The 23,840-nt window shown below is 73.7% G+C and carries 22 protein-coding genes; 13 read left to right on the top strand and 9 right to left on the bottom strand.

The features are described 5' to 3' along the window. Nucleotides 1–95 precede the first annotated feature (95 nt). The 7 genes from ACWC21_RS36235 to ACWC21_RS36205 all read right to left on the bottom strand — a co-directional run bounded on the left by ACWC21_RS36235 (nucleotide 96) and on the right by ACWC21_RS36205 (nucleotide 7,881). Nucleotides 96–950, bottom strand: a complete 855-nt coding sequence (locus tag ACWC21_RS36235) for an ABC transporter permease (RefSeq protein ID WP_450888312.1) — start codon at nucleotides 948–950, stop codon at nucleotides 96–98. Then, a complete protein-coding gene (locus ACWC21_RS36230; protein ID WP_450888311.1) occupies nucleotides 947–1,882 on the bottom strand; it encodes an ATP-binding cassette domain-containing protein in 936 nt (311 codons plus the stop codon). The genes ACWC21_RS36235 and ACWC21_RS36230 overlap by 4 nt, the downstream gene beginning before the upstream one ends. A gap of 88 nt (nucleotides 1,883–1,970) precedes the next feature. Further along, complete coding sequence (locus tag ACWC21_RS36225) at nucleotides 1,971–4,076, bottom strand: xanthine dehydrogenase family protein molybdopterin-binding subunit (protein WP_450888320.1); 2,106 nt, start codon at nucleotides 4,074–4,076, stop codon at nucleotides 1,971–1,973. Nucleotides 4,077–4,099: 23 nt separating this feature from the next. Then, nucleotides 4,100–5,095 carry an FAD binding domain-containing protein gene (locus ACWC21_RS36220; protein WP_450888309.1) on the bottom strand — a complete coding sequence of 332 codons (996 nt, stop codon included), beginning with the start codon at nucleotides 5,093–5,095 and terminating at the stop codon, nucleotides 4,100–4,102. Further along, complete coding sequence (locus tag ACWC21_RS36215) at nucleotides 5,092–5,661, bottom strand: (2Fe-2S)-binding protein (protein ID WP_450888307.1); 570 nt, start codon at nucleotides 5,659–5,661, stop codon at nucleotides 5,092–5,094. The genes ACWC21_RS36220 and ACWC21_RS36215 overlap by 4 nt, the downstream gene beginning before the upstream one ends. Nucleotides 5,662–5,776: 115 nt before the next feature. Next, complete coding sequence (locus tag ACWC21_RS36210; protein ID WP_450888305.1) at nucleotides 5,777–5,992, bottom strand: hypothetical protein; 216 nt, start codon at nucleotides 5,990–5,992, stop codon at nucleotides 5,777–5,779. Continuing rightward, nucleotides 5,989–7,881: an ABC transporter ATP-binding protein gene (locus ACWC21_RS36205; protein WP_450888318.1), complete on the bottom strand. Its 1,893-nt coding sequence runs from the start codon at nucleotides 7,879–7,881 to the stop codon at nucleotides 5,989–5,991. The genes ACWC21_RS36210 and ACWC21_RS36205 overlap by 4 nt, the downstream gene beginning before the upstream one ends. A 183-nt stretch (nucleotides 7,882–8,064) precedes the next feature. Between ACWC21_RS36205 and ACWC21_RS36200 the strand changes: the two genes are divergently transcribed. The 12 genes from ACWC21_RS36200 (at nucleotide 8,065) to ACWC21_RS36145 (ending at nucleotide 20,439) form a co-directional block, all read left to right on the top strand. Beyond that, the gene (locus tag ACWC21_RS36200; protein WP_450888303.1) at nucleotides 8,065–9,039 is read left to right on the top strand and encodes a lysylphosphatidylglycerol synthase transmembrane domain-containing protein; all 975 of its coding nucleotides are present in this window, start codon (nucleotides 8,065–8,067) and stop codon (nucleotides 9,037–9,039) included. Between the two features lie 242 nt (nucleotides 9,040–9,281). Continuing rightward, nucleotides 9,282–10,370 (top strand): mechanosensitive ion channel family protein, encoded by a 1,089-nt coding sequence (locus tag ACWC21_RS36195; protein ID WP_450888301.1) that lies wholly within the window; start codon nucleotides 9,282–9,284, stop codon nucleotides 10,368–10,370. 98 nt (nucleotides 10,371–10,468) lie between these two features. Continuing rightward, nucleotides 10,469–10,888 (top strand): DUF4186 domain-containing protein, encoded by a 420-nt coding sequence (locus ACWC21_RS36190; protein ID WP_450888299.1) that lies wholly within the window; start codon nucleotides 10,469–10,471, stop codon nucleotides 10,886–10,888. Nucleotides 10,889–10,980: 92 nt separating this feature from the next. Next, nucleotides 10,981–13,200, top strand: coding sequence for an NADP-dependent isocitrate dehydrogenase (locus tag ACWC21_RS36185; protein ID WP_450888297.1), 2,220 nt, complete (start codon nucleotides 10,981–10,983; stop codon nucleotides 13,198–13,200). 352 nt (nucleotides 13,201–13,552) lie between these two features. After that, on the top strand, nucleotides 13,553–14,353 hold the full coding sequence (locus ACWC21_RS36180; protein ID WP_450888295.1) for an N-formylglutamate amidohydrolase: 801 nt from the start codon (nucleotides 13,553–13,555) through the stop codon (nucleotides 14,351–14,353). Nucleotides 14,354–14,488: 135 nt separating this feature from the next. Continuing rightward, nucleotides 14,489–14,839, top strand: a complete 351-nt coding sequence (locus ACWC21_RS36175) for a hypothetical protein (protein WP_450888293.1) — start codon at nucleotides 14,489–14,491, stop codon at nucleotides 14,837–14,839. A gap of 110 nt (nucleotides 14,840–14,949) precedes the next feature. Continuing rightward, nucleotides 14,950–16,110, top strand: coding sequence for an NAD(P)/FAD-dependent oxidoreductase (locus tag ACWC21_RS36170; RefSeq protein ID WP_450888291.1), 1,161 nt, complete (start codon nucleotides 14,950–14,952; stop codon nucleotides 16,108–16,110). Then, a complete protein-coding gene (locus ACWC21_RS36165) occupies nucleotides 16,107–16,415 on the top strand; it encodes a (2Fe-2S)-binding protein (protein WP_450888289.1) in 309 nt (102 codons plus the stop codon). The genes ACWC21_RS36170 and ACWC21_RS36165 overlap by 4 nt, the downstream gene beginning before the upstream one ends. Then, nucleotides 16,399–17,817 carry an FAD-dependent oxidoreductase gene (locus ACWC21_RS36160; protein WP_450888288.1) on the top strand — a complete coding sequence of 473 codons (1,419 nt, stop codon included), beginning with the start codon at nucleotides 16,399–16,401 and terminating at the stop codon, nucleotides 17,815–17,817. The genes ACWC21_RS36165 and ACWC21_RS36160 overlap by 17 nt, the downstream gene beginning before the upstream one ends. Next, nucleotides 17,814–18,707 carry a dihydrodipicolinate synthase family protein gene (locus ACWC21_RS36155; protein ID WP_450888286.1) on the top strand — a complete coding sequence of 298 codons (894 nt, stop codon included), beginning with the start codon at nucleotides 17,814–17,816 and terminating at the stop codon, nucleotides 18,705–18,707. Before ACWC21_RS36160 ends, ACWC21_RS36155 begins: the two co-directional genes overlap by 4 nt. 10 nt (nucleotides 18,708–18,717) lie before the next feature. Further along, nucleotides 18,718–19,719, top strand: coding sequence for a proline racemase family protein (locus tag ACWC21_RS36150; RefSeq protein ID WP_450888284.1), 1,002 nt, complete (start codon nucleotides 18,718–18,720; stop codon nucleotides 19,717–19,719). A 21-nt stretch (nucleotides 19,720–19,740) separates the two neighbouring features. Beyond that, nucleotides 19,741–20,439, top strand: coding sequence for a GntR family transcriptional regulator (locus ACWC21_RS36145; RefSeq protein ID WP_450888316.1), 699 nt, complete (start codon nucleotides 19,741–19,743; stop codon nucleotides 20,437–20,439). Nucleotides 20,440–20,455: 16 nt separating this feature from the next. On the opposite strand, the gene ACWC21_RS36140 is transcribed toward ACWC21_RS36145, so the two are convergent. Further along, nucleotides 20,456–21,319, bottom strand: coding sequence for a 3-hydroxybutyryl-CoA dehydrogenase (locus ACWC21_RS36140; RefSeq protein ID WP_450888282.1), 864 nt, complete (start codon nucleotides 21,317–21,319; stop codon nucleotides 20,456–20,458). Nucleotides 21,320–21,566: 247 nt separating this feature from the next. Next, complete coding sequence (locus ACWC21_RS36135; RefSeq protein WP_450888281.1) at nucleotides 21,567–22,787, bottom strand: acyl-CoA dehydrogenase family protein; 1,221 nt, start codon at nucleotides 22,785–22,787, stop codon at nucleotides 21,567–21,569. 121 nt (nucleotides 22,788–22,908) lie between these two features. On the opposite strand from ACWC21_RS36135, the gene ACWC21_RS36130 reads away from it, so the two are divergent. Beyond that, entirely contained in the window at nucleotides 22,909–23,733 is an 825-nt protein-coding gene (locus ACWC21_RS36130) for an enoyl-CoA hydratase/isomerase family protein (protein ID WP_450888279.1), read from the top strand. Nucleotides 23,734–23,840 lie beyond the last annotated feature (107 nt).

Raw genomic sequence — 23,840 nt, 5'->3', positions numbered from 1 at the left:
GCTGGCCGGCTCCCGGCTCCGGGTCCTGCCGCTCACCGGCGTCGACGCGGAACCGGTGCTCGCGGCGGGTGCCGAGTCCGGCATCGACGTGAGCGTCAGGCGTCGGTGTGCAGCAGGCGGTACGCGGCGCCCGTGAGTGCCAGTGCGGTCCAAGCGAGGAGGACGAGGAGCCCGGCGGCGGGCGGCAGGCTCGTCGAGTCGTGGGTCAGCGCGAACATCGACTCACCGGCGTTGCTGGGCAGGAACTCGCTGATGTCGTCCTGCCAGGAGCTGGGCAGCAGGGAGACCAGGCCGGGCAGCAGCATCAGCGAGGCGACCAGGACGGCGATACCGCCGGCCACCGAGCGCAGCAGCGCTCCCAGGGCGACGCCGATCACGGCGACCAGGCCCAGGTAGAGGCCCGCGCCCAGCAGAGCGCGGACGACACCCGGGTGGGACAGCGACAGGGCCGCGGGCGTGCCGGAGACCACGCCCGCACCGATCGGGAACGCGGTGAACACCCCGGCGGTGGCGACGACCAGGGCGACCAGGCCGAGCACCGCGGCCTTCGACCACAGCACCGGCAGGCGGCGGGGGACCGCCGCGAGTGTCGAGCGGATCGTGCCCGTGGAGTACTCGCCGGCGGTGGCCAGCACGCCCAGTACGCCCAGGGCGAGCTGGGCGAAGTTGGTGCCGAAGACGGAGAGGCTCAGGGCGGTGGCGTGCGCGTCGTAGGGGCGCATCTGCCTGCCCGAGGTGTAGTCGGCCTGGTAGTGCACGGCGGCGATCACACCGAAGCCCACCAGGAACAGCAGGCCCAGCCCCAGAGTGATCCAGGTGGAGCGCAGGGACCACAGTTTGGCCCACTCCGAGCGCAGCACGCGGCGTGCGGTGACCCGGTACGGCGGGCGCGGCGCGGGGGCGGGTGCGGGTGCCGGCGTGGGGCTCCCGGTCAGGGCGGTCTGGCTCATGCGGTGCTCCGGGGGGTGTCGAGGGTGGTGGCGCCCTGGTATTCGACGGCGTCGCCGGTCAGGTCCATGAACGCCTGTTCCAGGGAGACGGTCCTGGAGCTGAGCTCGGACAACGGGATGCCGTGCTCGGCGGCCCGGAGGCCGATGGCGCGCGCCGACAGACCGGTGACCTGCAGTTCCTCGGAGCCGACCGCGCCGGTGATCTCCACTCCGGGGCCGGAGAGGATCTCGCGCAGACGGTCGGCCCGGTCGGAGGCGACCGTCACGGTGTCGCCCCCGGCCCGGCGTACCAGGTCCCGCACCGTGGTGTCGGCCAGCAGGCGTCCGCGGCCGATGACGATCAGATGGTCGGCGACCTGGGCCATCTCACTCATCAGGTGCGAGGAGACGAAGACGGTACGGCCCTCGGACGCGAGCCGGGTGAGCAGGGTGCGGATCCACCGCACGCCTTCGGGGTCGAGCCCGTTGACCGGCTCGTCGAGCATGAGGGTCGCGGGGTCGCCCAGCAGGGCGGCGGCGATGCCCAGGCGCTGGCCCATGCCGAGGGAGAAGGCGCCGGCGCGCCGCTTGGCCACGGCCCGCAGACCGGTGAGCTCGATGACCTCCTCCACCCGGCGGCGTGGGATGCCGTGGGTGTGGGCCTGGGCCATCAGGTGGTCGAAGGCGGAGCGGCCCGGGTGGACGGACCCGGCCTCCAGGAGGGTGCCGACCTCCTGCAGCGGCGCCCGGTGTTCGGCGTACCGCCTGCCGTTCACGGTCACGCTGCCGCTGGTGGGTGCGTCCAGTCCGACGATCATGCGCATGGTGGTGGACTTGCCCGCGCCGTTGGGGCCCAGGAAGCCGGTGACCGTACCGGGTCTGACCACGAAGTCGAGTTCCTCGACCGCCGCCTTCTCCCCGTACCGTTTCGTCAGCTGTCGCGCCTCGATCATCGCCGCTCCCTCGCGCCGCTGTGGGATCCTTCCGGTTCAACGCAACGCCAGGAGCGGGGTGGCCGCAAACGGTGTTAGGCGGGCGGTGTCACGGCCCCGACAGACCGGTCAGCACACGGTCCGGGGTGAGCGGCAGTTCGCGGAAGCGGACGCCGGTGGCGTGGTGGACCGCGTTGCCGACGGCGGCGGCGGTGCCGACGATGCCGATCTCGCCGATGCCCTTGCTGCCCATGGGGTTGAGGTGGGGGTCGTCCTCGTCGATCCAGTGGGCCTCGATGTCGGGGACGTCGGCGTGTGCGGGCACGTGGTAGGAGGCGAGGTCGGACTCGGTGAAGTCGCCGAAGGCCGCGTCCAGGGTGCTGCCCTCGGTCAGCGCCATGCCGAGTCCCATGGTCATGCCGCCGACGAACTGGGACCGGGCGGTGCGGGCGTTGAGGATCCGCCCGGCCGCGTAGACGCCGAGCAGCCGGCGCACCCTGACCTCGCCGGTGACGGTGTCCACGGTGACCTCGGCGAAGTGGGCGCCGAAGGCGTGGCGGGCGTACGGACTGTCGGCGTCGGCCCGGCCTGAGGTGTCGGCCCGCTCGACCAGGCCGGTGCCGGGCAGCGGCCCGGTGTGGCCGGCCAGGCGCTCGGCGAGCCGGGTGCACGCCTCATGCACGGCCCAGCCCCAGGAGGCGGTGCCGGAGGAGCCGCCGGCCAGCGAGGCGGACGGCAGGTCGCTGTTGCCGACCTCGGTGCGCACCCGGTCGAGCGGCACCCGGAGGGCGTCCGCCGCGACCTGGGCGAGGACGGTGCGGGCGCCGGTGCCGATGTCGGCGGCGTTCACCCGTACCAGGAAGGTTCCGTCGGGCAGCGCGTGGGCCGAGGCGGTGGAGGGGAAGACCACGACGGGGTAGGTCGCCGCGGCCACACCCGTGCCGATGAGCAGCGGGCCCTCGGACCGGGCCCCGGAGTGCGGGTCGCGGTGGGCCCAGTCGAAGCGGCGGGCGCCCTCGCGCAGGCACTGAACGAGGTGCCGGCTGCTGAACGGCTTGCCGCTGTCGGGCTCGGCGTCCGGCTCGTTGCGGATCCGCAGCTCCACGGGGTCCTCGCCGAGCGCGTCGGCGAGCTCGTCCATCGCGGACTCCAGGGCGTACATGCCGGGCGCCTCGCCGGGGGCCCGCATCCAGGAGGGGCCGGGCACGTCCAGCGGGACGACCCGGTGGGCGGTGAGCATATGGGGGGCGGCGTACATGACCCGGGCGGGGACCGCCGCCGACTCCACGAACTCCCGTACGCGGGAGGTGTACGTGGTCACCTCGTGCAGCAGCGTGGTGAGGCGGCCGTCGGCGGTGGCGCCGAGACGCAGCCGGTGCAGGGTGGGGGCGCGGTGGCCGACCACGGCCGCCAGGTACTTGCGCGGGAGGTTGACGGTCACGGGGCGGCCGGTGTGGCGTGCGGCCAGGGCGGCGAGGACCACGTCGGGGCGCGGGGTGCCCTTGGATCCGAAGCCCCCGCCGACGTGTTCGGCGACGACGGAGACGTGGTCCTCCGGCATGTCGAACATCCCTGCGAGCACCGAGCGGACGGTGGTGCCGCCCTGGCTGGAGGTGTACAGGGTGAGGCGGTCCCGGGCCCGGTCCCAGTGGGCGGTGGTGGCGTGCGGCTCCATGGGGTGGTTGTGCAGGGGCGGCACGGTGTACTGGGTGTCCACGCGGACCGGGGCGGCCGCGAAGGCACCGTGGGGGTGGCCGTGTTCGGTCCGGGCGGGCTGGCCGTTGGCCTCCTCGGGCTCGTAGCCGCCGGGGTGCTCCGGCCGGAGGGTGACGTCGTGCTCCTCGGCGTCGTACGTGATCCGGACCGCCCGTGCGCCGGCGCGGGCCGCCTCCGGGGTGTCGGCGACGACCAGGGCGACGAACCAGCCGCGGTGCGGCACCCGGGGGTTCTGCAGCACGGCGAGGGTGGCGTCCTCGGGTTCGGTGAGCCGGGATGCGTTCTCGTGGGTGAGCACGGCCAGCACGCCCGGGACCTCGCGGGCGGCGGCGTCGTCGACCGCGATGACCCGGCCGCGGGCCACGGTGGCGGGCACGGGCCAGGCGTGGACGCGGCCGGGCAGGTGGTGTTCGGCGGCGTAGCGGGCCCGGCCGGTGACCTTCTCCCGGCCTTCCCGGCGCTCGGCCGGGGCGCCCAGGGCGGTGCCGGTGCGGGCCATGGTGTCCTCCTGTGGCATCCGGTTCAGCTCCCCACGGGCGTCGGCGCAAGCCGGTTCAGGACGTCCAGGGCCAGGTTGTGGGCGAGGGGCACCTTGTAGGCGTTGTCGCGCAGGGGCTCGGCGGCGTCGAGTTCCAGGTCGACGGCGCCTTCGAAGGCGGGCGGGGTGGCGGCCGCTCCCAGCAGGGCCTCCTCCGCCAGCCGGGCCCGCCACGGCCGGTGCGCCAGCCCGCCGAAGGCCAGGCCGACCTGGGTGACCCTGCCGTCGGCGACCCGCAGCACTACGGCGACGGAGGCGAGGGCGAAGGCGTACGAGGCCCGGTCGCGGGCCTTGCGGTAGGCGGAGGGGGCCCCGGCGGTGGCGGCCGGGAGGACCACGCCGGTGATCAGCTCGCCGGGCCGGATCTCGGTGTCGCGTTCGGGGTGGTCGCCGGGCAGCCGGTGGAAGTCGGCCACCGGCAGGCTGCGGGTGCCCTCGGTGCCGTACAGCTCGACGCGGGCGTCGAGGGCGGCCAGGGCGACGGCCATGTCGGAGGGGTGGGTGGCGATGCACTGCGGGGAGTGGCCGAGGACCGCGTGGTCGCGGTGCACGCCGTCGCGGGCGCCGCAGCCGGTGCCGGGGACGCGTTTGTTGCAGGGCTTGGACAGGTCCTGGAAGTAGGGGCAGCGGGTGCGCTGCAGCAGGTTGCCGCCGGTGGTGGCGGCGTTGCGCAGCTGGCCGGAGGCTCCCGCGAGCAGCGCCTGGGACAGTACGGGGTAGCGGTCGCGGACCAGGGGGTGGGCGGCGAGGTCGCTGTTGCGGACGGTGGCGCCGACGCGCAGGGAGCCGTCGTCGAGCTCCTCCACGGTGTCCAGGGGCAGCCGGCTGACGTCGACCAGGACGGCGGGACCGGCCACCCCGAGTTTCATCAGGTCCACGAGGTTGGTGCCACCGCCGAGGTACTGGGCGCCGGAGTGCGCGGCGTACGCCTCGGCCGCTTCCTCGACGCTGCGGGCCCGTACGTATCCGAAGGGCTTCACCGGTTCACGTCCTCCACGGCGTCGACGATGCGCGGGTAGGCCCCGCAGCGGCAGAGGTTTCCGCTGAGCCGCTCGCGGATCTCGGCCCGGTCCAGCGGTACGGGGCGGCCGGAGGGGGCCGCCGGGTCGGTGACGTGCGAGGGGTGACCGGCGGCGGCCTCGGCGAGGACGCCCAGGGCGGAGCAGATCTGGCCCGGTGTGCAGTACCCGCACTGGAAGGCGTCGCGGTCCAGGAAGGCCCGTTGCAGGGGGTGCGGTTCCTCCCCGTCGCCCGCGAGGCCCTCGACGGTGGTCACCTCGCTGCCGTCGAGACAGACGGCGAGCAGCAGGCAGCCGTTGACCCGGCGCCCGTCGACCAGGACCGTGCAGGCCCCGCACTGGCCGTGGTCGCAGCCCTTCTTGGCCCCGGTGAGGCCGAGGTCCTCGCGCAGCAGGTCGAGCAGGGCGCGCCGGTGGTCGACCAGCAGGGTGTGGGGTTTTCCGTTCACCCGGAGGGTGACTTCGGAACGGTACGGGGCCGGGGGTGCCGTCTCGTCCTGTTTCTCGCCGTACGTGTCGCTGCCCATGGCGTGGATGACCTTCCGGACGCGCCGTGCTGCCGTGGTTGACCGCGTATCCAGGCTGCGGCAGCTGACACCTTCCGGCACCCCGGGGGCGCCCGGGGGCCCCGGGGTGCGGGGGTCAGCCGGTCTGCGCGGACCCGCCCGACTTCGCCAGCCGGTCGGTGACGTCCGCGGTGTCCGACGCGGGCGGCGCCACGACGCTCGCCCTGGTACCGAAGTCGGTGAACCGCAGGACGGTGGTGCTGGTCACCTGGGTGTTCTCCTGACCCGGCGTCTTCCCCTTCAGGGGATGCAGGGCCAGTCGTACGCTCTCGCCCGGTCGGCCACCGGTCACGCCCCGGCGGCCACCTCGGTCCCGGTCTCGGCGTCCCGCTTCTCGAACTGGGTGCGGTAGAGCTGCGCGTACCGGCCGCCGGCGGCCAGGAGTTCCTCGTGCGTACCGCGTTCCACGATGTGGCCGGCCTCGACGACCAGGATCAGGTCGGCCGTGCGGACGGTGGACAGCCGGTGGGCGATCACCAGGGCGGTGCGGTCCCTGAGGGCCTCGGTCAGGGCCTCCTGCACGGCCGCCTCGGCGGTGTTGTCCAGGTGGGCGGTGGCCTCGTCGAGGATGACGACGCGCTGGCGGGCCAGCAGCAGCCGGGCGATGGTCATGCGCTGCCGTTCGCCGCCGGACAGGCGGTAGCCGCGCTCGCCGACCACCGTGTCCAGACCGTCGGGAAGGGACCGTACGACCTCGTCGAGGCGGGCGCGGCCGAGCGCGTCCCACAGTTCGTCGTCGCTCGCCCCGGGACGGGCCAGCAGCAGGTTGGCGCGGACGGTGTCGTGGAAGAGGTGGCCGTCCTGGGTGACCATGCCGACGGTGGCCCGCAGGGAGGCCGCGGTCAGGTCGCGGATGTCGACCCCGCCGACGCGGACGGCACCCTCGTCGACGTCGTACAGGCGTGGCAGCAGCTGTGCGACGGTCGACTTGCCGGCACCGGAGGAGCCGACGAGGGCCACCGTCTGCCCGGGCTCGGCACGGAAGGTGACGCCGTGCAGCACCTCGGCACCGCCGCGGCCGTCGAGCGCGGCGACCTCCTCCAGGGAGGCGAGGGAGACCTTGTCGGCGGACGGGTAGCCGAAGCGGACTTCGTCGAACTCCACCGCCACCGGCCCCTCGGGCACCTCACGGGCGTCCGGCTTCTCCTCGATGAGCGGCTCCAGGTCCAGCACTTCGAACACCCGCTCGAAGCTGACGAGTGCGGACATCACCTCGACGCGGGCCCCGGCGAGCGCGGTGAGCGGCGCGTAGAGCCGGGTCAGCAGCAGGGCCAGCGACACCACCGCGCCGGGCTCCAGGTGGCCGCGCAGCGCGAACCAGCCGCCGAGCCCGTAGACCAGGGCGAGGGCGAGGGAGGACACCAGGGTCAGGGCTGTGATGAACGCCGACTGGGCGGTGGCCGTGCGGACACCGATGTCCCGCACCCGCGCGGCGCGGTCCATGAACGCCGCGGACTCCTCCTCCGGGCGGCCGAACAGCTTGATCAGGGTGGCGCCGGGGGCGGAGAAACGCTCGGTCATCCGGGTGCCCATCGCGGCGTTGAGGGCGGCCGCCTCCCGCTGCATCCGGGCCATCCGGCTGCCCATCCGGCGGGCGGGCACCACGAACACCGGCAGCAGCACCAGCGCGAGCAGGGTGATCTGCCAGGACAGGGTGAGCATGACGGCGAGGGTGAGCAGCAGCGTGACGATGTTGCTGACGACTCCGGACAGGGTGTTGCTGAAGGCGCGCTGGGCGCCGATGACGTCGTTGTTGAGACGGGAGACGAGCGCTCCCGTACGAGTGCGTGTGAAGAACGCGACCGGCATGCGCTGCACATGATCGAACACAGCCGTTCTCAGATCGAGGATGAGCGCCTCCCCGAGCGTCGCCGAGAGCCGTCTGCCGAGGATCCCGAGGGCGGCCTCGGCGACCGCGATGAGCGCGATCAGCACGGCCAGGCGTACGACCGTGCGCTCGTCGCCGTGCGACACGATCGCGTCCACGACGCGGCCCGCGAGCACGGGGGTCGCCACGGCGAGCAGCGCGGTCACCACCCCGAGCAGTACGAACCAGACGATGCGGCGGCGGTGCGGGCGGGCGAACGCCCCGATGCGGCGCAGTGTCCGGCGGTCGAAGGGGCGTCGTTCCGCTTGCGCGTTCATCACGCTGTGCAACTGTGTCCACGCGGTGGTCTCCATGCTCATGGCACAGACCGTAGGACCTCAAGCTTGATCGAGGTCAATATCCGCCCGACGTCCCCTCCCTCGAAGGACCCGATGACCCCTCCCCCGCAGCTCTCCCCACAGACGCTTCCCGCCCGTAAGCCGTCGGCCCCGTCACCGCCACCCGGCGTTGGCGCGGCCCGGAAACCCTCTCCGGGTGTGACAGCGGTACAACTCCCCGAACTCCGCCAGGGACGACTCCCCCGACGCGTCCCCGTCCGTCAGGCCCTGTGCCTGCTCCCGCTCCTGCTCGTCACCGTCGCCGCGGTGCGGCACCGCTCCGTGCTCGCCGACGGCTTCGGACACCTGCGCACGGCGTCCTGGCCATGGCTTCTCGCGGCGGTCGGCACCACCTGTCTGACCTGGGTCGCCGCCGCCTTCACCCGGCAGGGTGCCGTCGTGCAGCCACTGCCCAGGCGACGGCTGCTGGCCACCCAGTTCGCGGCCGGCGCGGCCAACCACCTGCTGCCGACCGGGCTCGGCGCGAGCGCGGTCAACCTGCGGTTCATGACCGTGTGCGGGGTGCCGCTCGCCCGCTCCTCGGCCGCACTCGCGCTGTACATGATGGCGGAGTGCGTCGGCCGGCTGGTGCTGCTGGCCGGGCTGCTGCTCGCCTTCCCCGACGCGCTCCGGCTGGGCAGCCTGGTGCCGGCCGGAACGGTGGGCCCGCTGCTGCTGGCCGTGGGCGTGGTGCTGCTGGCGGCGGTGGCCGCGCTGGCGTGCGTACGACGGCTGCGCAGGGCCGTGTGCTCGTTCCTGCGGACCGCCCTGGGCGAGGCGCGGTCGGTGCACTCCCGTCCGTGCCGGGCGCTGGCCCTGTGGGGCGGCTCGCTGGCGTTCCCCGCGCTGCAGGCGGCCGGGCTGGCCGCGGTGGGGCGGTCGCTGGGGATGCCGGTGCCGGCCACGCACATGGCGCTGGCCTATCTCGCGGCCACGGCCGCGGTGGCCCTCGTGCCGACGCCGGGCGGCCTCGGCTCCGTCGAGGCGGCGCTGATCGTCGCGCTGGTCGCGGTGGGCGGCCCGGCGGCCGTCGCCACCGCGGTGGTCCTCGCCTACCGGATCATCACGGTGTGGGTACCGCTGGTGCCGGGCGCGCTGACACTGGGGGCGCTGGTGCGGCTGAAGGTCATCTGAGGGCGGGGCCCTCTGCCACCCGGTCGTGAGGGACGACACGGCTCGTTCTCGCTCCGAGGGGCCGCACGCGTGCGAACTGCCGTGCCGGATACGGCAGGATGAAAAGTCGCGCCGGTCGTCGACGTCCAACCGGCCCGGCGCGACCGCACATCCCGCAAACGAGCAGGTGACAACGTGACGATTCTTCACACTGGGCCGTCGGCGAAGCCGTTCGCCGCAGCTTCCCACCCCGGAGGTGACCGGTGAACCGCGCGCTGACCCTGGACGACCTCATCCTCGCGGGCATCGCCCTGGCGGCGGGCCTGCTGGTGGCCTTCTCCTCCCGCACGCTGCTGCGCTGGCTGGCGAAGCACGCCAAGCGGACCAAGTGGAGCGGCGACGACGTGGCCGTGGACGCGCTGCGCACGGTGGTGCCGTGGGCGGCGATCGCGGCGGGCGCGGCCGGTGCGGCGGCGGCGCTGCCGCTGACCCGGACCGTCCAGCACCACACCAACCAGTGCCTGCAGGTGCTGCTCATCTTCGTGGTGACGCTGTCCGCGGCACGGGTGATCGCCGGTCTGGTGCAGAGCGTCACGCAGTCCCGCTCGGGCGTCGCAGGCTCGGCCACGATCTTCGTCAACATCACCCGGGTGCTGGTCCTGGCGATCGGCTTCCTGGTGGTGCTGCAGACGCTGGGCATCTCGATAGCGCCCCTGCTGACCGCCCTCGGCGTGGGCGGTCTGGCGGTCGCCCTGGCCCTGCAGGACACCCTCGCGAACCTCTTCGCGGGCATCCACATCCTCGCTTCCAAGACGGTGCAGCCCGGCGACTACATCCGGCTGAACACCGGTGAGGAGGGCTACGTCGTCGACATCAACTGGCGGCAGACGACGGTCCGCCAGCTGTCCAACAACCTGGTCGTCGTCCCCAACGGGGAGCTGGCGAAGAGCAACATGACCAACTACACCCGTCCCGAGCAGCAGCTGACCGTCCTGGTGCAGGTCGGGGTGAGCTACGACAGCGACCTCGACCACGTCGAGCGGGTGACCACGGAGGTCATCGCCGAGACGATGACCGAGGTCGCCGGCGCCGTCGCGGACCACGAGCCCGCCATCCGCTTCCACACCTTCGGCGACTCCCGCATCGGCTTCACCGTCATCCTCGGCGTCGGCGAGTTCAGCGACCAGTACCGGATCAAGCACGAGTTCATCAAGCGTCTGCACCGGCGCTACCGCGAAGAGGGCATCCGCATCCCCGCCCCCACCCGGACGGTCGCACTGCAGCAGGGCTCGGTGGTCATCCCGCACCAGCGCAGCGGGGAGGACGTGCCGTCGGGGGCGAACGCCTCCTGACACCGGTCGCCCGTGGCCGCCGCGGCACCGGGAGGCGAGCGGGTCCGTGCCCGGCGGCCGGTTCGCGAAGCCGGCCGCCGCACTACCCTCGAAGCAGCATGAACCGCCCGCCCGAATCCCCCGACCCCGCGCCCCGCTCGCTCGACCAGCGGCTGGACGCGATCTCGCGGCAGCCGTTCCGGGCCCGGTTCCGGCTGCGCGGGCGGGAGCTGGCCACCGCCGAGCTGAAGGGCCCGGCCACGATGCGGTGGCACGCCTACGACCTGGTCGCCGAGCGGGTGGCCCCGGCCGAGCCCGTCAAGGACGGCAAGCAGACCCCGTACCGCGGGCATCCGGTGTTCGTCGCCCAGCACGCGACCGCCACCTGCTGCCGGAACTGTCTGCGGCGCTGGCACGGCATCCCCAAGGGCCGGGAGCTCAGCCGCGCCGAACTGGTCTACGTCGTGGACGTGATCTGCCGGTGGATCGAGCGCGAGGTGGCGGGTGGGGACGGCCCGGACCGGGGCCGCCGCCGCTGAGGGATTCCGAGTCCCGGACCCCTGTCGAGCCCGGGGCGGCCACGAGATATCTTGATGTCGAGCAATGTTGCAGACGTGGAGCGGAGCACCCGGTGACTGACTCGACCATCATCTACACCTACACAGACGAGGCCCCGGCCCTGGCGACGCATTCGTTCCTGCCGGTGATCAAGGCCTACGCCTCGCAGGCCGGTGTCGACGTGGAGACTCGCGACATCTCGCTGGCCGGGCGCATCATCGCCGTCTTCCCGGAGTACCTGAAGGAGGACCAGCGCATCCCCGACGCCCTGGCGGAGCTGGGCGAGCTGGCCAAGACGCCCGAGGCCAACATCATCAAGCTGCCGAACATCTCGGCGTCGATCCCGCAGCTCAAGGCCGCGGTCGCCGAGCTGCAGGCCAAGGGCTACGCGCTGCCGGACTACCCGGACGACCCCAAGACCGACGAGGAGCGCGAGATCCGCGCCCGGTACGACAAGATCAAGGGTTCCGCCGTGAACCCGGTGCTGCGCGAGGGCAACTCCGACCGTCGCGCCCCGGCGTCGGTGAAGAACTACGCCAAGTCCCACCCGCACCGCATGGGCGCCTGGACCGCCGAGTCCAAGACGGACGTGGCGACCATGGGTGTCGACGACTTCCGCTCCACGGAGAAGTCCGTGGTGATCTCCGAGGCCGGCGCGCTGCGCATCGAGCTCAAGGGTGACGACGGCTCCACCACCGTCCTACGCGAGTCCGTGCCGGTCCGCGAGGGCGAGGTCGTCGACGCCTCCGTGATGCGCGTCGCCGCCCTGCGCGAGTTCCTCACGGCGCAGGTCGCCCGTGCCAAGGCGGAGGACGTCCTCTTCTCCGTGCACCTGAAGGCCACGATGATGAAGGTCTCCGACCCGATCGTCTTCGGTCACGTGGTGCGCGCCTTCTTCCCGCAGACGTTCGCGAAGTACGGCGAGACGTTCGCCGCGGCCGGTCTGACCCCGAACGACGGTCTCGGCGGCATCCTCAAGGGCATCGAGTCGCTGCCCGAGGGCGCGGAGATCAAGGCGTCCTTCGAGGCCGAGCTCGCCGAGGGGCCCGCGCTGGCCATGGTCGACTCCGACAAGGGCATCACCAACCTGCACGTCCCCTCCGACGTCATCGTCGACGCCTCCATGCCGGCCATGATCCGCACCTCCGGCCACATGTGGGGTCCCGACGGCCAGGAGGCCGACACCCTCGCCGTCCTGCCCGACTCCTCGTACGCGGGCGTCTACCAGGCCGTGATCGAGGACTGCAAGGCCAACGGCGCCTTCGACCCGTCGACCATGGGCTCGGTCCCGAACGTCGGCCTGATGGCGCAGAAGGCCGAGGAGTACGGCTCCCACGACAAGACGTTCGAGATCCCGGTCACCGGCACGGTCCGCCTGGTCGACCAGGCCGGCAACGTCGTGATCGAGCAGACGGTCTCCGCCGGCGACATCTTCCGCGCCTGCCAGACCAAGGACGCGCCGATCAAGGACTGGGTGAAGCTGGCCGTCACCCGGGCCCGCGCCACCGGCGACCCGGCGGTGTTCTGGCTGGACGAGACCCGCGCCCACGACGCCAACCTGATCGCCAAGGTGAAGCAGTACCTGGCGGAGCACGACACCGAGGGCCTGGACATCCGGATCCTCTCCCCCGTCGAGGCGACCAAGCTGTCGGTGGAGCGCATCCGCCGCGGTGAGAACACCATCTCCGTCACCGGCAACGTGCTGCGCGACTACCTCACCGACCTGTTCCCGATCCTGGAGCTGGGCACCAGCGCCAAGATGCTGTCGGTCGTCCCGCTGATGGCGGGCGGCGGCCTGTTCGAGACGGGCGCCGGCGGCTCCGCGCCGAAGCACGTCCAGCAGCTGGTCAAGGAGAACTACCTGCGGTGGGACTCCCTGGGTGAGTTCTTCGCCCTGGTGCCGTCCTTCGAGCAGTACGCCGAGTTCACCGGCAACGCCCGCGCCAAGGTCCTCGCCGACACCCTCGACCGGGCCACGGCGACCTTCCTCAACGAGGACAAGTCCCCGACCCGTCGCATCGGCGGCATCGACAACCGCGGCAGCCACTTCTACCTGTCCCTGTACTGGGCGCAGGAGCTGGCCGGCCAGACCGACGACGCCGACCTGGCCAAGGCCTTCGCGCCGCTCGCCGAGACGCTCACCGCCAACGAGCAGAAGATCGTCGGCGAGCTGAACGCCGTCCAGGGCTCCTCGGCCGACATCGGCGGCTACTACCAGCCCGACAAGGCCAAGGCGGACGCGGTCATGCGCCCGTCGGCCACCTGGAACGAGGCACTCGCGTCCCTGAGCTGACGCGAGCGGCCCCAGGGCCGGTCACCTCTCCAGCGTCTCCGCCCCGGTCGGCACTGCCCGGCCGGGGCGGAGCCGCGTGCGCGGCCGGGGCGGAAGCGCACGGGGCCCTGCCGACCAGGAATGCCGTCGGCGGACGCGGGTAACCGGCCGGGCATGCTCGCCATCATCGGCTACCAGTCCCATGACACCGCCGCCACCCTCGGGGCTTTCCTCGGCTCGTTGCTGGTCGTCGTCACGGTGGGCCGGCACACCCGTCGCCGGAGGTGACGCGGCTCCCCGTGCCGCGGGCGCGGCTCGGCGTCGATCCCGCATCCTGGTCTCCCCTGCCGCCGACCACGCCCCGGAGCCGTCAGTGCCCAGCCACCCGCCCTCCTTCGAACTCCTGCCGGGCGCGGTCGACTCACCCGTGATCCTCCATGTCCCGCATTCCGCGCGGGAGATACCGGACGCGGTGCGGGAGGGGATCGTGCTGGACGACGTCTCGCTGGAGCGGGAGCTGGACCACATCACCGACGCGCACACGGCCGAGCTCGCCGAGGCCGCCGCCGGGCTGGCCTCGGTGACGCCCTGGCGGTTCGTCAACCGGCTGTCGCGGCTGGTCGTCGACCCGGAGCGGTTCCCGGACGAGCGGGAGGAGATGCTCGCGGTGGGGATGGGCGCGGTGTACACGCGGACCACGCACCGCACCGAGCTGCGGCCCGCCGGCACCGACCCCGAGCCGCTGGTCGAGCGGTACTTCCGGCCGTACGCCCGGGCCATGACGGACGCGGTGGCCGGGCGGCTGGCCGCGACCGGACGGGCCGTGGTGATCGACGTGCACTCGTATCCCCGCGTGGGGCTGCCCTACGAGCTGCACGGCGCGGGCCCCCGGCCCCCGGTGTGCGTGGGTACCGACGCCTTCCACACACCGCCCGAACTCGCGGCGCTGGCCGGGAAGGTGTTCGCGCGGTGCGGGGAGACGGGACTGAACAGCCCGTTCGGCGGCGCGTACGTGCCGCTCGAGTTCTACGGCGGGGACCGGCGGGTGAGCGCGCTGATGGTGGAGATCCGGCGGGACACCTACATGACCGAGCCCGGTGGACCCGCCCTCGGACCCGGACTGTCCCGGCTGGCCTCGGCCCTGGCCGCCCTGGTGGACGGCGCCTCCCGCTGAGGCCGGGCCGGCGGCCACTCCCTGACGGGCCCGCGCCCGTCCTCGGCGACCGCCGACGGCCCGGATCGACTTGCCGGACGGCGGGCGGCGCGGTGGGCTGGAGGTGGGCCGCCCGTGCGGAAGGAGCCGGATCCGATGGCCGAGGAACCGCGCCGGGTGAGCGGGGAGGTGCCCGGAGCCGTGCCCGAGACGTTCGTGTTCGCCTGCGGGGACTGCCGCCACGTCTGGCAGGCCGTCTTCCAGGTGGTGTTCTTCACCGACCCGACCGTGCTCTGCACACAGGAGTACGTGGACGAGGCCGGCCGGGCCCTGCGCTCGCCCCTCACGGACGCGGTCTGCCCCCGGTGCGGCGGACGGAAGGTCCGCGTGACGACCCCGGAACTCGCCGGGGCCGCCGCGGCACCGTCCTCGACGCACCGGGGGCACCGCTTCCGCCTGCGCCGCCACGCGGACGGATCACGGCGACCGGGGAACGGTCCCCCGTGAGTTCGGTGGCCGAGCGCCGGCCCACTGGCCGCCGGCGGAGCCCGGCCCCGGTCAAGACCTGCCCCGGTCAAGACCTGTCCGGGGCAAGCGATATGTGACATAGTACTGGTGTGGCGAAGCGACTGACCTGCGATGTCGTGGTGGTCGGCGCCGGGATGACGGGCGCGGCCTGCGCGCTGTACGCGGCGCGGGCGGGCCTGGATGTCGTCCTCGTCGACCGGGGTCCGGTGGCCGGCGGCACGACCGGTGCGGGCGAGGGCAATCTGCTCGTCTCCGACAAGGAACCGGGACCGGAGCTGGAACTCGCCCTGCTGTCCGCCCGGTTGTGGTCGGAGCTGTCCCGTGAGGACGGCGCGGGGTTCGAGTACGAGGCCAAGGGCGGCGTCGTCGTGGCCGCAACCCCCGGGGATCTCACCGCACTTGCCTCCTTCGCCGACGCCCAGCGGGCCACCGGGGTCACCGCGGTCCCCGTCGGCGCGGACGAGCTTCCCGACCTCGAACCCCAGCTGGCGCCCGGGCTCGCCGGCGCCGTGCACTATCCCGAGGACGCCCAGGTCATGCCGGCCCTGGCCGCCGCCCGTCTGATCCGCGCCTCGGGCGCCCGGCTGCGCACCGGGTGGACGGTGACCGGGGTGCTGCGCACGGCCCGGGGCGCGGTGCTCGGCGTGCGCACCGACCGGGGGGACGTCCACGCGCCCGCCGTGGTGAACGCCGCCGGGAGCTGGGGCGGTGACCTGGCCCGCCTCGCCGGCGTCCACCTTCCCGTCCTCCCCCGGCGCGGCTTCGTGCTGGTCACCGAGCCGCTGCCCCGGCTGGTGCGGCACAAGGTGTACGCCGCGGACTACGTGGCCGACGTAGCCAGCGACTCGGCCGCGCTGCAGACCTCGCCGGTCGTCGAGGGCACGGCCGCCGGGCCCGTCCTCATCGGCGCGAGCCGGGAGCGGGTCGGCTTCGACCGCTCGTTCTCCCTGCCCGTGGTACGGGCGCTCGCGGCCGGGGCCACCCGGCTGTTCCCGTTCCTGGAGCGGGTGCGCGCGATGCGGTCCTACCTCGGCTTCCGTCCGTATCTGCCCGATCACCTGCCCGCGATCGGCCCCGACCCGCGTGTGCCCGGACTCCTCCACGCCTGCGGGCACGAGGGGGCGGGCATCGGACTCGCCACCGGGACAGGGCACTTGATCGCCCAGGTGCTGACCGGGACGCCACCGGAACTGCCCCTCGCGCCCTTCCGGCCCGAGCGCTTCGCGACGAACGGGGTGAACACGGCGTGAATCCGCTGGAGTTGGCCCGGGCCCGGCCCGGCCCCGCCTTCACCGTCACCTTCGACGGCCGCGCGATCGAGGCCCTCCCCGGCCAGACGGTCGCCGCCGCGCTGTGGGCGGCGGGTGTGACCGCATGGCGGACCACCCGGCGCGAGGGGCGCCCCCGCGGGGTGTTCTGCGGCATCGGGGTCTGCTTCGACTGCCTGGTCACGGTCAACGACCGCCCGAACCAACGGGCCTGCCTGGTGCCCGTACGGCCGGGCGACGTGATCGTCACACAGGAGGGAACGGGACACGATGGCCGCGACGGCTGAGCGGGGGCATCTCGCCGTGATCGGCGCGGGCCCGGCGGGGCTCGCCGCGACGCTGGCCGCGGCCGCACGGGGGGTGCGCGTCACCCTCGTGGACGCCGGCCCCGAGGCCGGCGGCCAGTTCTACCGGCAGCCCGCCGCCGCCCTCGGCGCGCGCCGTGCCCGGGCGCTGCACCACCAGTGGCGCACCTGGGAACGGCTGCGGGACGGACTCGCGGAGCAGCGCGGCGCCGGACGGGTCGGCCATCTGACGGACCACCACGTGTGGTGTGTGGAACGCGGGTCCGCCGGCTTCGTCGTGCACGCGCTGCGCGGCCCCGCGCAGGAGGAGCCCGCGACGGTGCGTGCCGACGCGGTCCTGCTGGCCACCGGCGGCTACGAGGTCGTACTCCCCTTCCCGGGCTGGACCCTGCCCGGAGTGGTCACCGCGGGCGGTGCGCAGGCCATGCTCAAGGGCGGGCTGGTGCTGCCGGGGCGGACGGCCGTCGTCGCCGGGACCGGGCCGCTGCTGCTCCCCGTGGCGACCGGCCTCGCGGCGGCGGGCGCGCGCGTGGCCGCCCTGGTGGAGTCCGCCGGCCCCAAAGCCCTCCTGCGCAGGCCTGCGGCGCTCGCCGCACAGCCCGGCAAGCTCGCCGAGGGCGCCGGGTACGCGGCGCGGCTGCTGCGGCACCGCACACCTGTGCTGACCCGCCGCACCGTCGTCCGGGCGCACGGCACGGACCGGCTGGAGGCGGTGACCGTCGCCGCCCTGGACACCGCCGGACGGATCCGGCCCGGAGTCGAGCACCGCATCCCCTGCGACACCCTCGCGGTCGGCCACGGCATGCTGCCGCACACCGACCTCGCCGAGACACTGGGCTGCGCGCTGAACGGGACGGACGTGCACGTCGACGACGAACAGCGCACCGACGTCCCCGGCGTCTGGGCGGCGGGCGAGACCACCGGCATCGGCGGCGCGGCCCTCGCACTCGCCGAGGGACACATCGCGGGCCGCTCGGTCGCCGCCCGTCTGCACGGCCGGGAACCCGACCCCGCGGCCTGGTCGGCGGCGGCCCGGACCCGTACCCGGCTGCGGGCGTTCTTCGCGGCCGTCGACGCGGTGTACGCGCCGCCCGCCCGCTGGCCGGACCGTGTCCCGGACGACACCGTCGCCTGCCGCTGCGAGGAGGTCACCGCCGGCGAGGTCCGCGCGGCCGTCACCGGACTCGGCGCGGGCGACCTGCGCACCGTGAAGCTGCTCACCCGGGCCGGGATGGGCTGGTGCCAGGGCCGTGTGTGCGGGCCCGCGGTCGCGGGGCTCGCCGGATGCGAACTCGCCCCTTCCCGGCGGCCGTTCGCCCGGCCGGTGCCGCTGGGCGTACTGGCCCGAGCTCCCGAAGACCCCATCGGAGAGGAACCCTCATGACCGACCACCGCCCCTGGCACGGCGTCCTCGTCGCCACCGCGCTCCCGCTGGACGACGACCTCAGGGTGGACCACGACAGGTACGCCGAGCACTGCGCCTGGCTCGTCGAGAACGGCTGCGACGGTGTCGTACCGAACGGCTCGCTCGGCGAGTACCAGGTGCTCACCCCCGCGGAGCGCGCCAAGGTGGTCGAGACGGCCGTGGCCGCGATCGGCGGGCAGCGCGTCATGCCGGGCGTCGCCGCCTACGGCTCCGCCGAGGCCCGCCGCTGGGCCGAACAGGCACGGGAGGCGGGGTGCGGTGCGGTGATGCTGCTGCCGCCGAACGCCTACCGTGCCGACGAGCGGTCGGTGCTCGCCCACTACCGGGAGGTCGCGGAGGCGGGGCTGCCGGTCGTCGCGTACAACAACCCGATCGACACCAAGGTCGACCTCGTGCCCGAACTCCTCGCCCGGCTGCACGGCGAGGGCCTGATCCACGCGGTGAAGGAGTTCTCGGGCGACGTCCGCCGGGCCTACCGCATCGCCGAACTCGCCCCGGAGCTGGATCTGCTGATCGGCGCCGACGACGTGCTGCTGGAACTCGCCATCGCGGGTGCCAAGGGCTGGGTGGCCGGCTACCCGAACGCGCTGCCCACCGCCTGCGTCGAGCTCTACCACGCGGCCACCGGCGGCGACCTCGCCACGGCCGAGCGGCTCTACCGGCAGCTGCACCCGCTGCTGCGCTGGGACTCGCGCACCGAGTTCGTGCAGGCGATCAAACTGTCCATGGACGTCGTCGGACGGTACGGCGGTCCCGTGCGGCCGCCGCGCATGCCGCTGCCGCCCGAGCAGGAGGCCACCGTCCGGGCCGCCACCGAGAAGGCCGTCGCGGACGGGCTCGCCCAGTAGGAGGGACATCATGCGCAGCAGGCTGGTCCTGCACGCCGTCGACTCGCACACCGAGGGCATGCCCACCCGGGTGATCACCGGGGGCATCGGCACCATCCCCGGCGCGACCATGAACGAGCGGCGGCTGTACTTCCGTGAACACCGCGACGACATCAAGCAGTTGCTGATGAACGAGCCGCGCGGGCACTCCGCGATGAGCGGCGCGATCCTGCAGCCGCCGACCCGGCCCGACTGCGACTGGGGCGTGGTCTACATCGAGGTCTCCGGCTATCTGCCGATGTGCGGGCACGGCACGATCGGCGTGGCGACCGTGCTGGTGGAGACCGGCATGGTGGAGGTCGTCGAGCCGGTCACCACCATCCGCCTGGACACCCCGGCCGGGCCGGTGGTCGCCGAGGTCGCGGTCGAGGACGGCGCCGCCCGGAACGTCACGTTGCGCAACGTGCCGTCCTTCAGCGTGGGCCTGGACCGCAAGGCCGTGCTCGCCGACGGGCGGACGGTGACGTACGACCTCGCCTACGGCGGCAACTTCTACGCGATCCTGCCGCTGGAGGAGTTCGGTCTGCCCTTCGACCGCGCCCGCAAGGACGACATCCTCGCCGCGGGCCTGTCCCTGATGGAGGCCATCAACGACGAGGCGGAACCGGTCCACCCTCAGGACCCGTCGATCCGCGGCTGCCACCACGTCCACCTGTACGCGCCCGGCGCCACCGCCCGCCACTCCCGGCACGCGATGGCCATCCACCCCGGCTGGTTCGACCGCTCGCCCTGCGGCACCGGAACCAGCGCGCGCATGGCGCAACTGCACGCGCGGGGCGAACTGCCCCTGCACACCGAGTTCGTGAACGAGTCCTTCATCGGCACCCGGTTCACCGGCCGGCTGCTCGGCACGACCGAGGTGGCCGGGATCCCGGCCGTGCTGCCGAGCTTCACGGGCCGCGCCTGGATCACCGGCACGGCCCAGTACCTGCTCGATCCCACCGACCCGTTCCCCGCGGGCTTCGTCCTCTAGACTCCCCCGGTGACGCGTGACATGGCACAGCGGCCGGCCCCGGACGGCGAGGCCCCGGCACTCCCCCGGCTGGGCGGCCGCCGCAGCAGCTACCGGGAGCGGGTCGCCGACGCGCTGCGGGCCGCGCTGATCGCGGGTGAACTGCGGCCCGGCGAGGTGTACTCGGCGCCCTCGCTGGCCACCCGCTTCGGCGTCTCCGCCACGCCGGTGCGGGAGGCGATGCTCGACCTGGCCAAGGAGGGCCTGGTCGACGCCGTCCCCAACAAGGGCTTCCGGGTCACCGCCGTCTCCGACCGGCAGCTCGACGAGTACACCCACGTCCGCGCGCTCATCGAGGTCCCCACCGTGGTGGCCCTCACCGGCACCGCGGACCGCGCCTCGCTGGAGGCGCTGCGCCCGGCCGCCCGGGAGATCGTCACCGCGGCCGCGGCGGGCGACCTCATCGCGTACGTCGAGGCCGACACCCGCTTCCACCTCGGTCTGCTCGCCCTCGCCGGCAACTCCCACCTCGTCGCGGTGGTCGCCGACCTGCGCGCACGCTCCCGGCTGTACGGGCTGACCGCATTGGTGGAGGCGGGCCGCCTGCTGGCCTCCGCCGAGGAACACCTGGAACTCCTCGACGCGTTGCTGGCCCGCGACGAGCGGGCCGTGCGCGAGGTCATGACCCGGCACCTGGGACACGTGCGGGGGTTGTGGGCCGCGCGGGCCGGGGACGGCTGAGCCGCGCCGGGGGTCCTCAGGCCGTGTAGTCGTAGAAGCCGCGGCCGCTCTTGCGTCCGAGGCGGCCCGCGGCCACCATGCGGCGCAGCAGTGCGGGCGGGGCGTAGAGGGGTTCCTTGAACTCCTCGTACATCGATTCCGCGACGGACTGGGCGGTGTCGAGACCGATGAGGTCGAGCAGCCGGAGCGGTCCCATGGGATGGGCGCAGCCGAGTTCCATCCCGCGGTCGATGTCCTCGGCACCGGCGGATCCGGACTCGACCATGCGTACCGCGGCGAGCAGGTAGGGCACCAGGAGCGCGTTGACCACGAACCCGGAGCGGTCGCTCGCCTCGACGATCTCCTTGCCCAGGTGCCCGGAGGCGAAGGCACGGGTGCGGACCACCGTGTCGCTGCTGGTGGTGAGAGCGGGGATGATCTCGACCAGCGTCTGTACCGGTACCGGGTTGAAGAAGTGCATGCCGATGACCTGTTCGGGCCGCTGGGTGCTGACGGCGAGGTCGACTATGGGGATCGACGAGGTGTTGCTGGCCAGAACGGCCCGGGGGTCGGTGAGCACCCGGTCGAGGGTCGTGAAGACGCCGGTCTTGAGGGCGCGGTTCTCGGCGACCGCCTCGATGACGAACTGACGGTCCGCCAGCGCGCCGAGGTCGTCGGCGAAGGCGAGCCGGCCGAGTGCCGCGTCCCGGGCGGCCTCGGTGATCTTTCCACGGCGCAGTCCGCGGTCGAGGGAGGCTTCGACACGTCGGCGGCCGGCTCGTGCGGCCTCCGGGGACGACTCGGCGACCAGGACGTCGACACCGCCGAGGGCGGCGACCTCGGCGATACCGGAGCCCATGAGGCCGCAGCCGACGACGCCGAGGCGGGAGATGGTTTCCATGCGGTGGTCCTTGGTGGGAGTAGGGGTTTGCGGGCGCGGCGGCACGGTGCCCGCGCGCCGGCCCGGGCGCGGCGGCGGGCCCCGGAGGTCCGGCGCGGAGGGGGACGGCCGCGGTGCCGCCGGACGGCGTGGGGAGTTCGCGGGGGCGGTGGGGCCGGTGCCCGCTCGGGGTGCTGCCCACCGGCAGGACGGCGGCCGCCACGGCATGCGGCGGCCTCGCGTGTGCCGGCTGCACCGGCCGGCGCGGTCAGGAGCCCACGGTCGCCTCCGGCCGGGGCTGCCGGTGGGGCTTCAGTGCGCGGCGTGCGATGGCGAAGCGGTGCGTCTCCGACGGGCCGTCGTAGATACGGAAGGGCCGCACGTCCCTGAACAGGCGTGCCAGCGGGGCGTCCGCGGCCGAGACGCCCAGCGCTCCGCAGATCTGCACCGCCCGGTCGACCACCCGGTTCACCGCCTCCGCCACGAAGGTCTTGGACACCGAGGTCAGCTGGGTGGCGGCGGCGGAGCCGGTGTCCAGCTCCCAGGCGGTACGCAGGATCAGCGCGCGGCTCGCCTCGATGTCGATCTCGGAGTCGGCCAGCATCTGCTGCACCATGCCGAGGTCGCCCAGCACCGAGCCGAACGCCGTCCGGCTCCCCGCCCGTTCCAGGGCGATGTCCTGGGCCCGGCGGGCGGCTCCCAGCCAGCGCATGCAGTGCGTCATGCGGGCGGGGCCGAGCCGGACCTGCGCGCCCGCGAAGCCCTGGTCCACCGCGCCGAGCACCTGGTCGTCGCCGACCACGCAGCCCTCGAGGGCGATCTCGCAGTGTCCGCCGAAGAACCCCTCGTCGAGGGTCTCGATGGTGCGGACGACGCGCATGCCGGGCGTGCCGGCGTCGACCAGGAACATGGTGGCGCCGCCCGGATCGCCGGGACTGCCGGAGGTGCGGGCCATCACGATGGCGAAGCCCGCTCCGTCCGCCCCCGTGATGAACCACTTGCGCCCGTCGATGCGCCATCCGCCGGGAACCCGGGTCGCCGTGGTCCGCAGGGACCGCGGATCGGCGCCGGCGCCCGGAGCCGGTTCGGTCATCGCGAAGCAGGACCGGAGCTCGCCGGCGGCGAGGGGGCGCAGATACCGCTCCCGCTGGTCCTCCGTGGCCACCTTCTCCAGCAGGTGCATGTTCCCCTCGTCCGGGGCCGCGCAGTTCAGCGCGAGCGGACCGAGCAGGGAGTAGCCGGCGGCTTCGAACACCACCGCCTGCCCGCGCAGGTCGAGTCCGTGGCCACCCCACCGTTTCGGCACGTGCGGCGCGAACACCCCTGCCTCCCGGGCGCCTTTCTGCAGGGCCTCCCGCAGGGACTCGGGGGCGTCGTGCACGGATCCGCCGCACTCGCGCTCGGCCGGGATCACCACCTCGCGGACGAACTCGGCGGTGGCCTCGGCGAGTCGGGCGACGGCCGGGTCGACATCGAACTGGACAGGCACGGTTCCTCCCGCCGACGGGCGTACGGGCATCGGTGCCCGTCGCGACCTAGAAACTGTACAACGTCTCCAGTATCTTGCCGAGTGATCCGAGCGACACCGGCGACGACGGGAGACAGCCACCATGAGCACCGAGCCGGTCCGGGTGGTCCGCCACCCGGACGGAGTGGTCGAGTTGAGACTGGACGATCCGGGGCGGGGCAACGCCCTGGACCTGCGGACCGCCGAGGCGCTGCGGGACCGCACCGCCGAGGTGGCCGGGGACCCGGGCGGCGCGGTGCTGCTGCGGGCGTCCGGCAACGCCTTCTGCGTGGGCGGCGACCTGCGCGCCTTCGCCGGCCGCGGCCGGGAGACCGGCGCCTATGTGCACGCCGTGGCGAGTGCCGCGCACGCGGCGGTGACAGCCCTGTACGAGCTGCCCGTGCCGGTCGTGACCGCGGTGCGCGGTGCCGCCGCGGGGGGCGGCGTCGGGCTCGCCCTCGTCGGCGACATCGTCCTGGCCGCCAGGTCGGCGCGGTTCCGGCTGGCCTACACGGCGATCGGGCTCACCCCGGACTGCGGCGCGTCGTGGCTTCTGCCGCGCCTGGTGGGTTCCCGACTGGCGGCGGACCTGGTCCTGACCAACCGGGTGCTGACCGGCGAGGACGCCGAGCGGTGCGGCCTTGTCACCCGGGCGGTGGGCGACGAGGAACTGGACGGGGCGGCGTACCGTAGCGCCGCCGAGCTGGCCGCCGGAGCGGGCGAGGCGCTGCGGGCCGCGAAGGCTCTGCTGCGCGGCGACGCCGCGGCCGGGCTGCGCCGCCGTCTCGCGCAGGAGGCGCGGCTGATCGCCGACCTGGCGGACGGCCGTCAGGCGCAGGCCCGCATGGCGTCGTTCCTGGCCGCCCGGGCCCGCGCGGAGAGCGGCGGCGGGCGCACCCCGCCACGCGATCCGGAAACTGTTTCTTGACAACCCCTTCACTAAGGGCGCTGCCGGAGCGTAACCTCCGGGCAACACGGAACCGGGGGAACCCAGGGAAAGCCAGGGAAACCCGAGGAAACCCAAGGAACCCGCGG

Source organism: Streptomyces sp. NPDC001348, from assembly GCF_053597535.1.
Note: the sequence above shows the minus strand (reverse complement) of the source record. Positions and strands in the feature narration are given on the sequence as shown.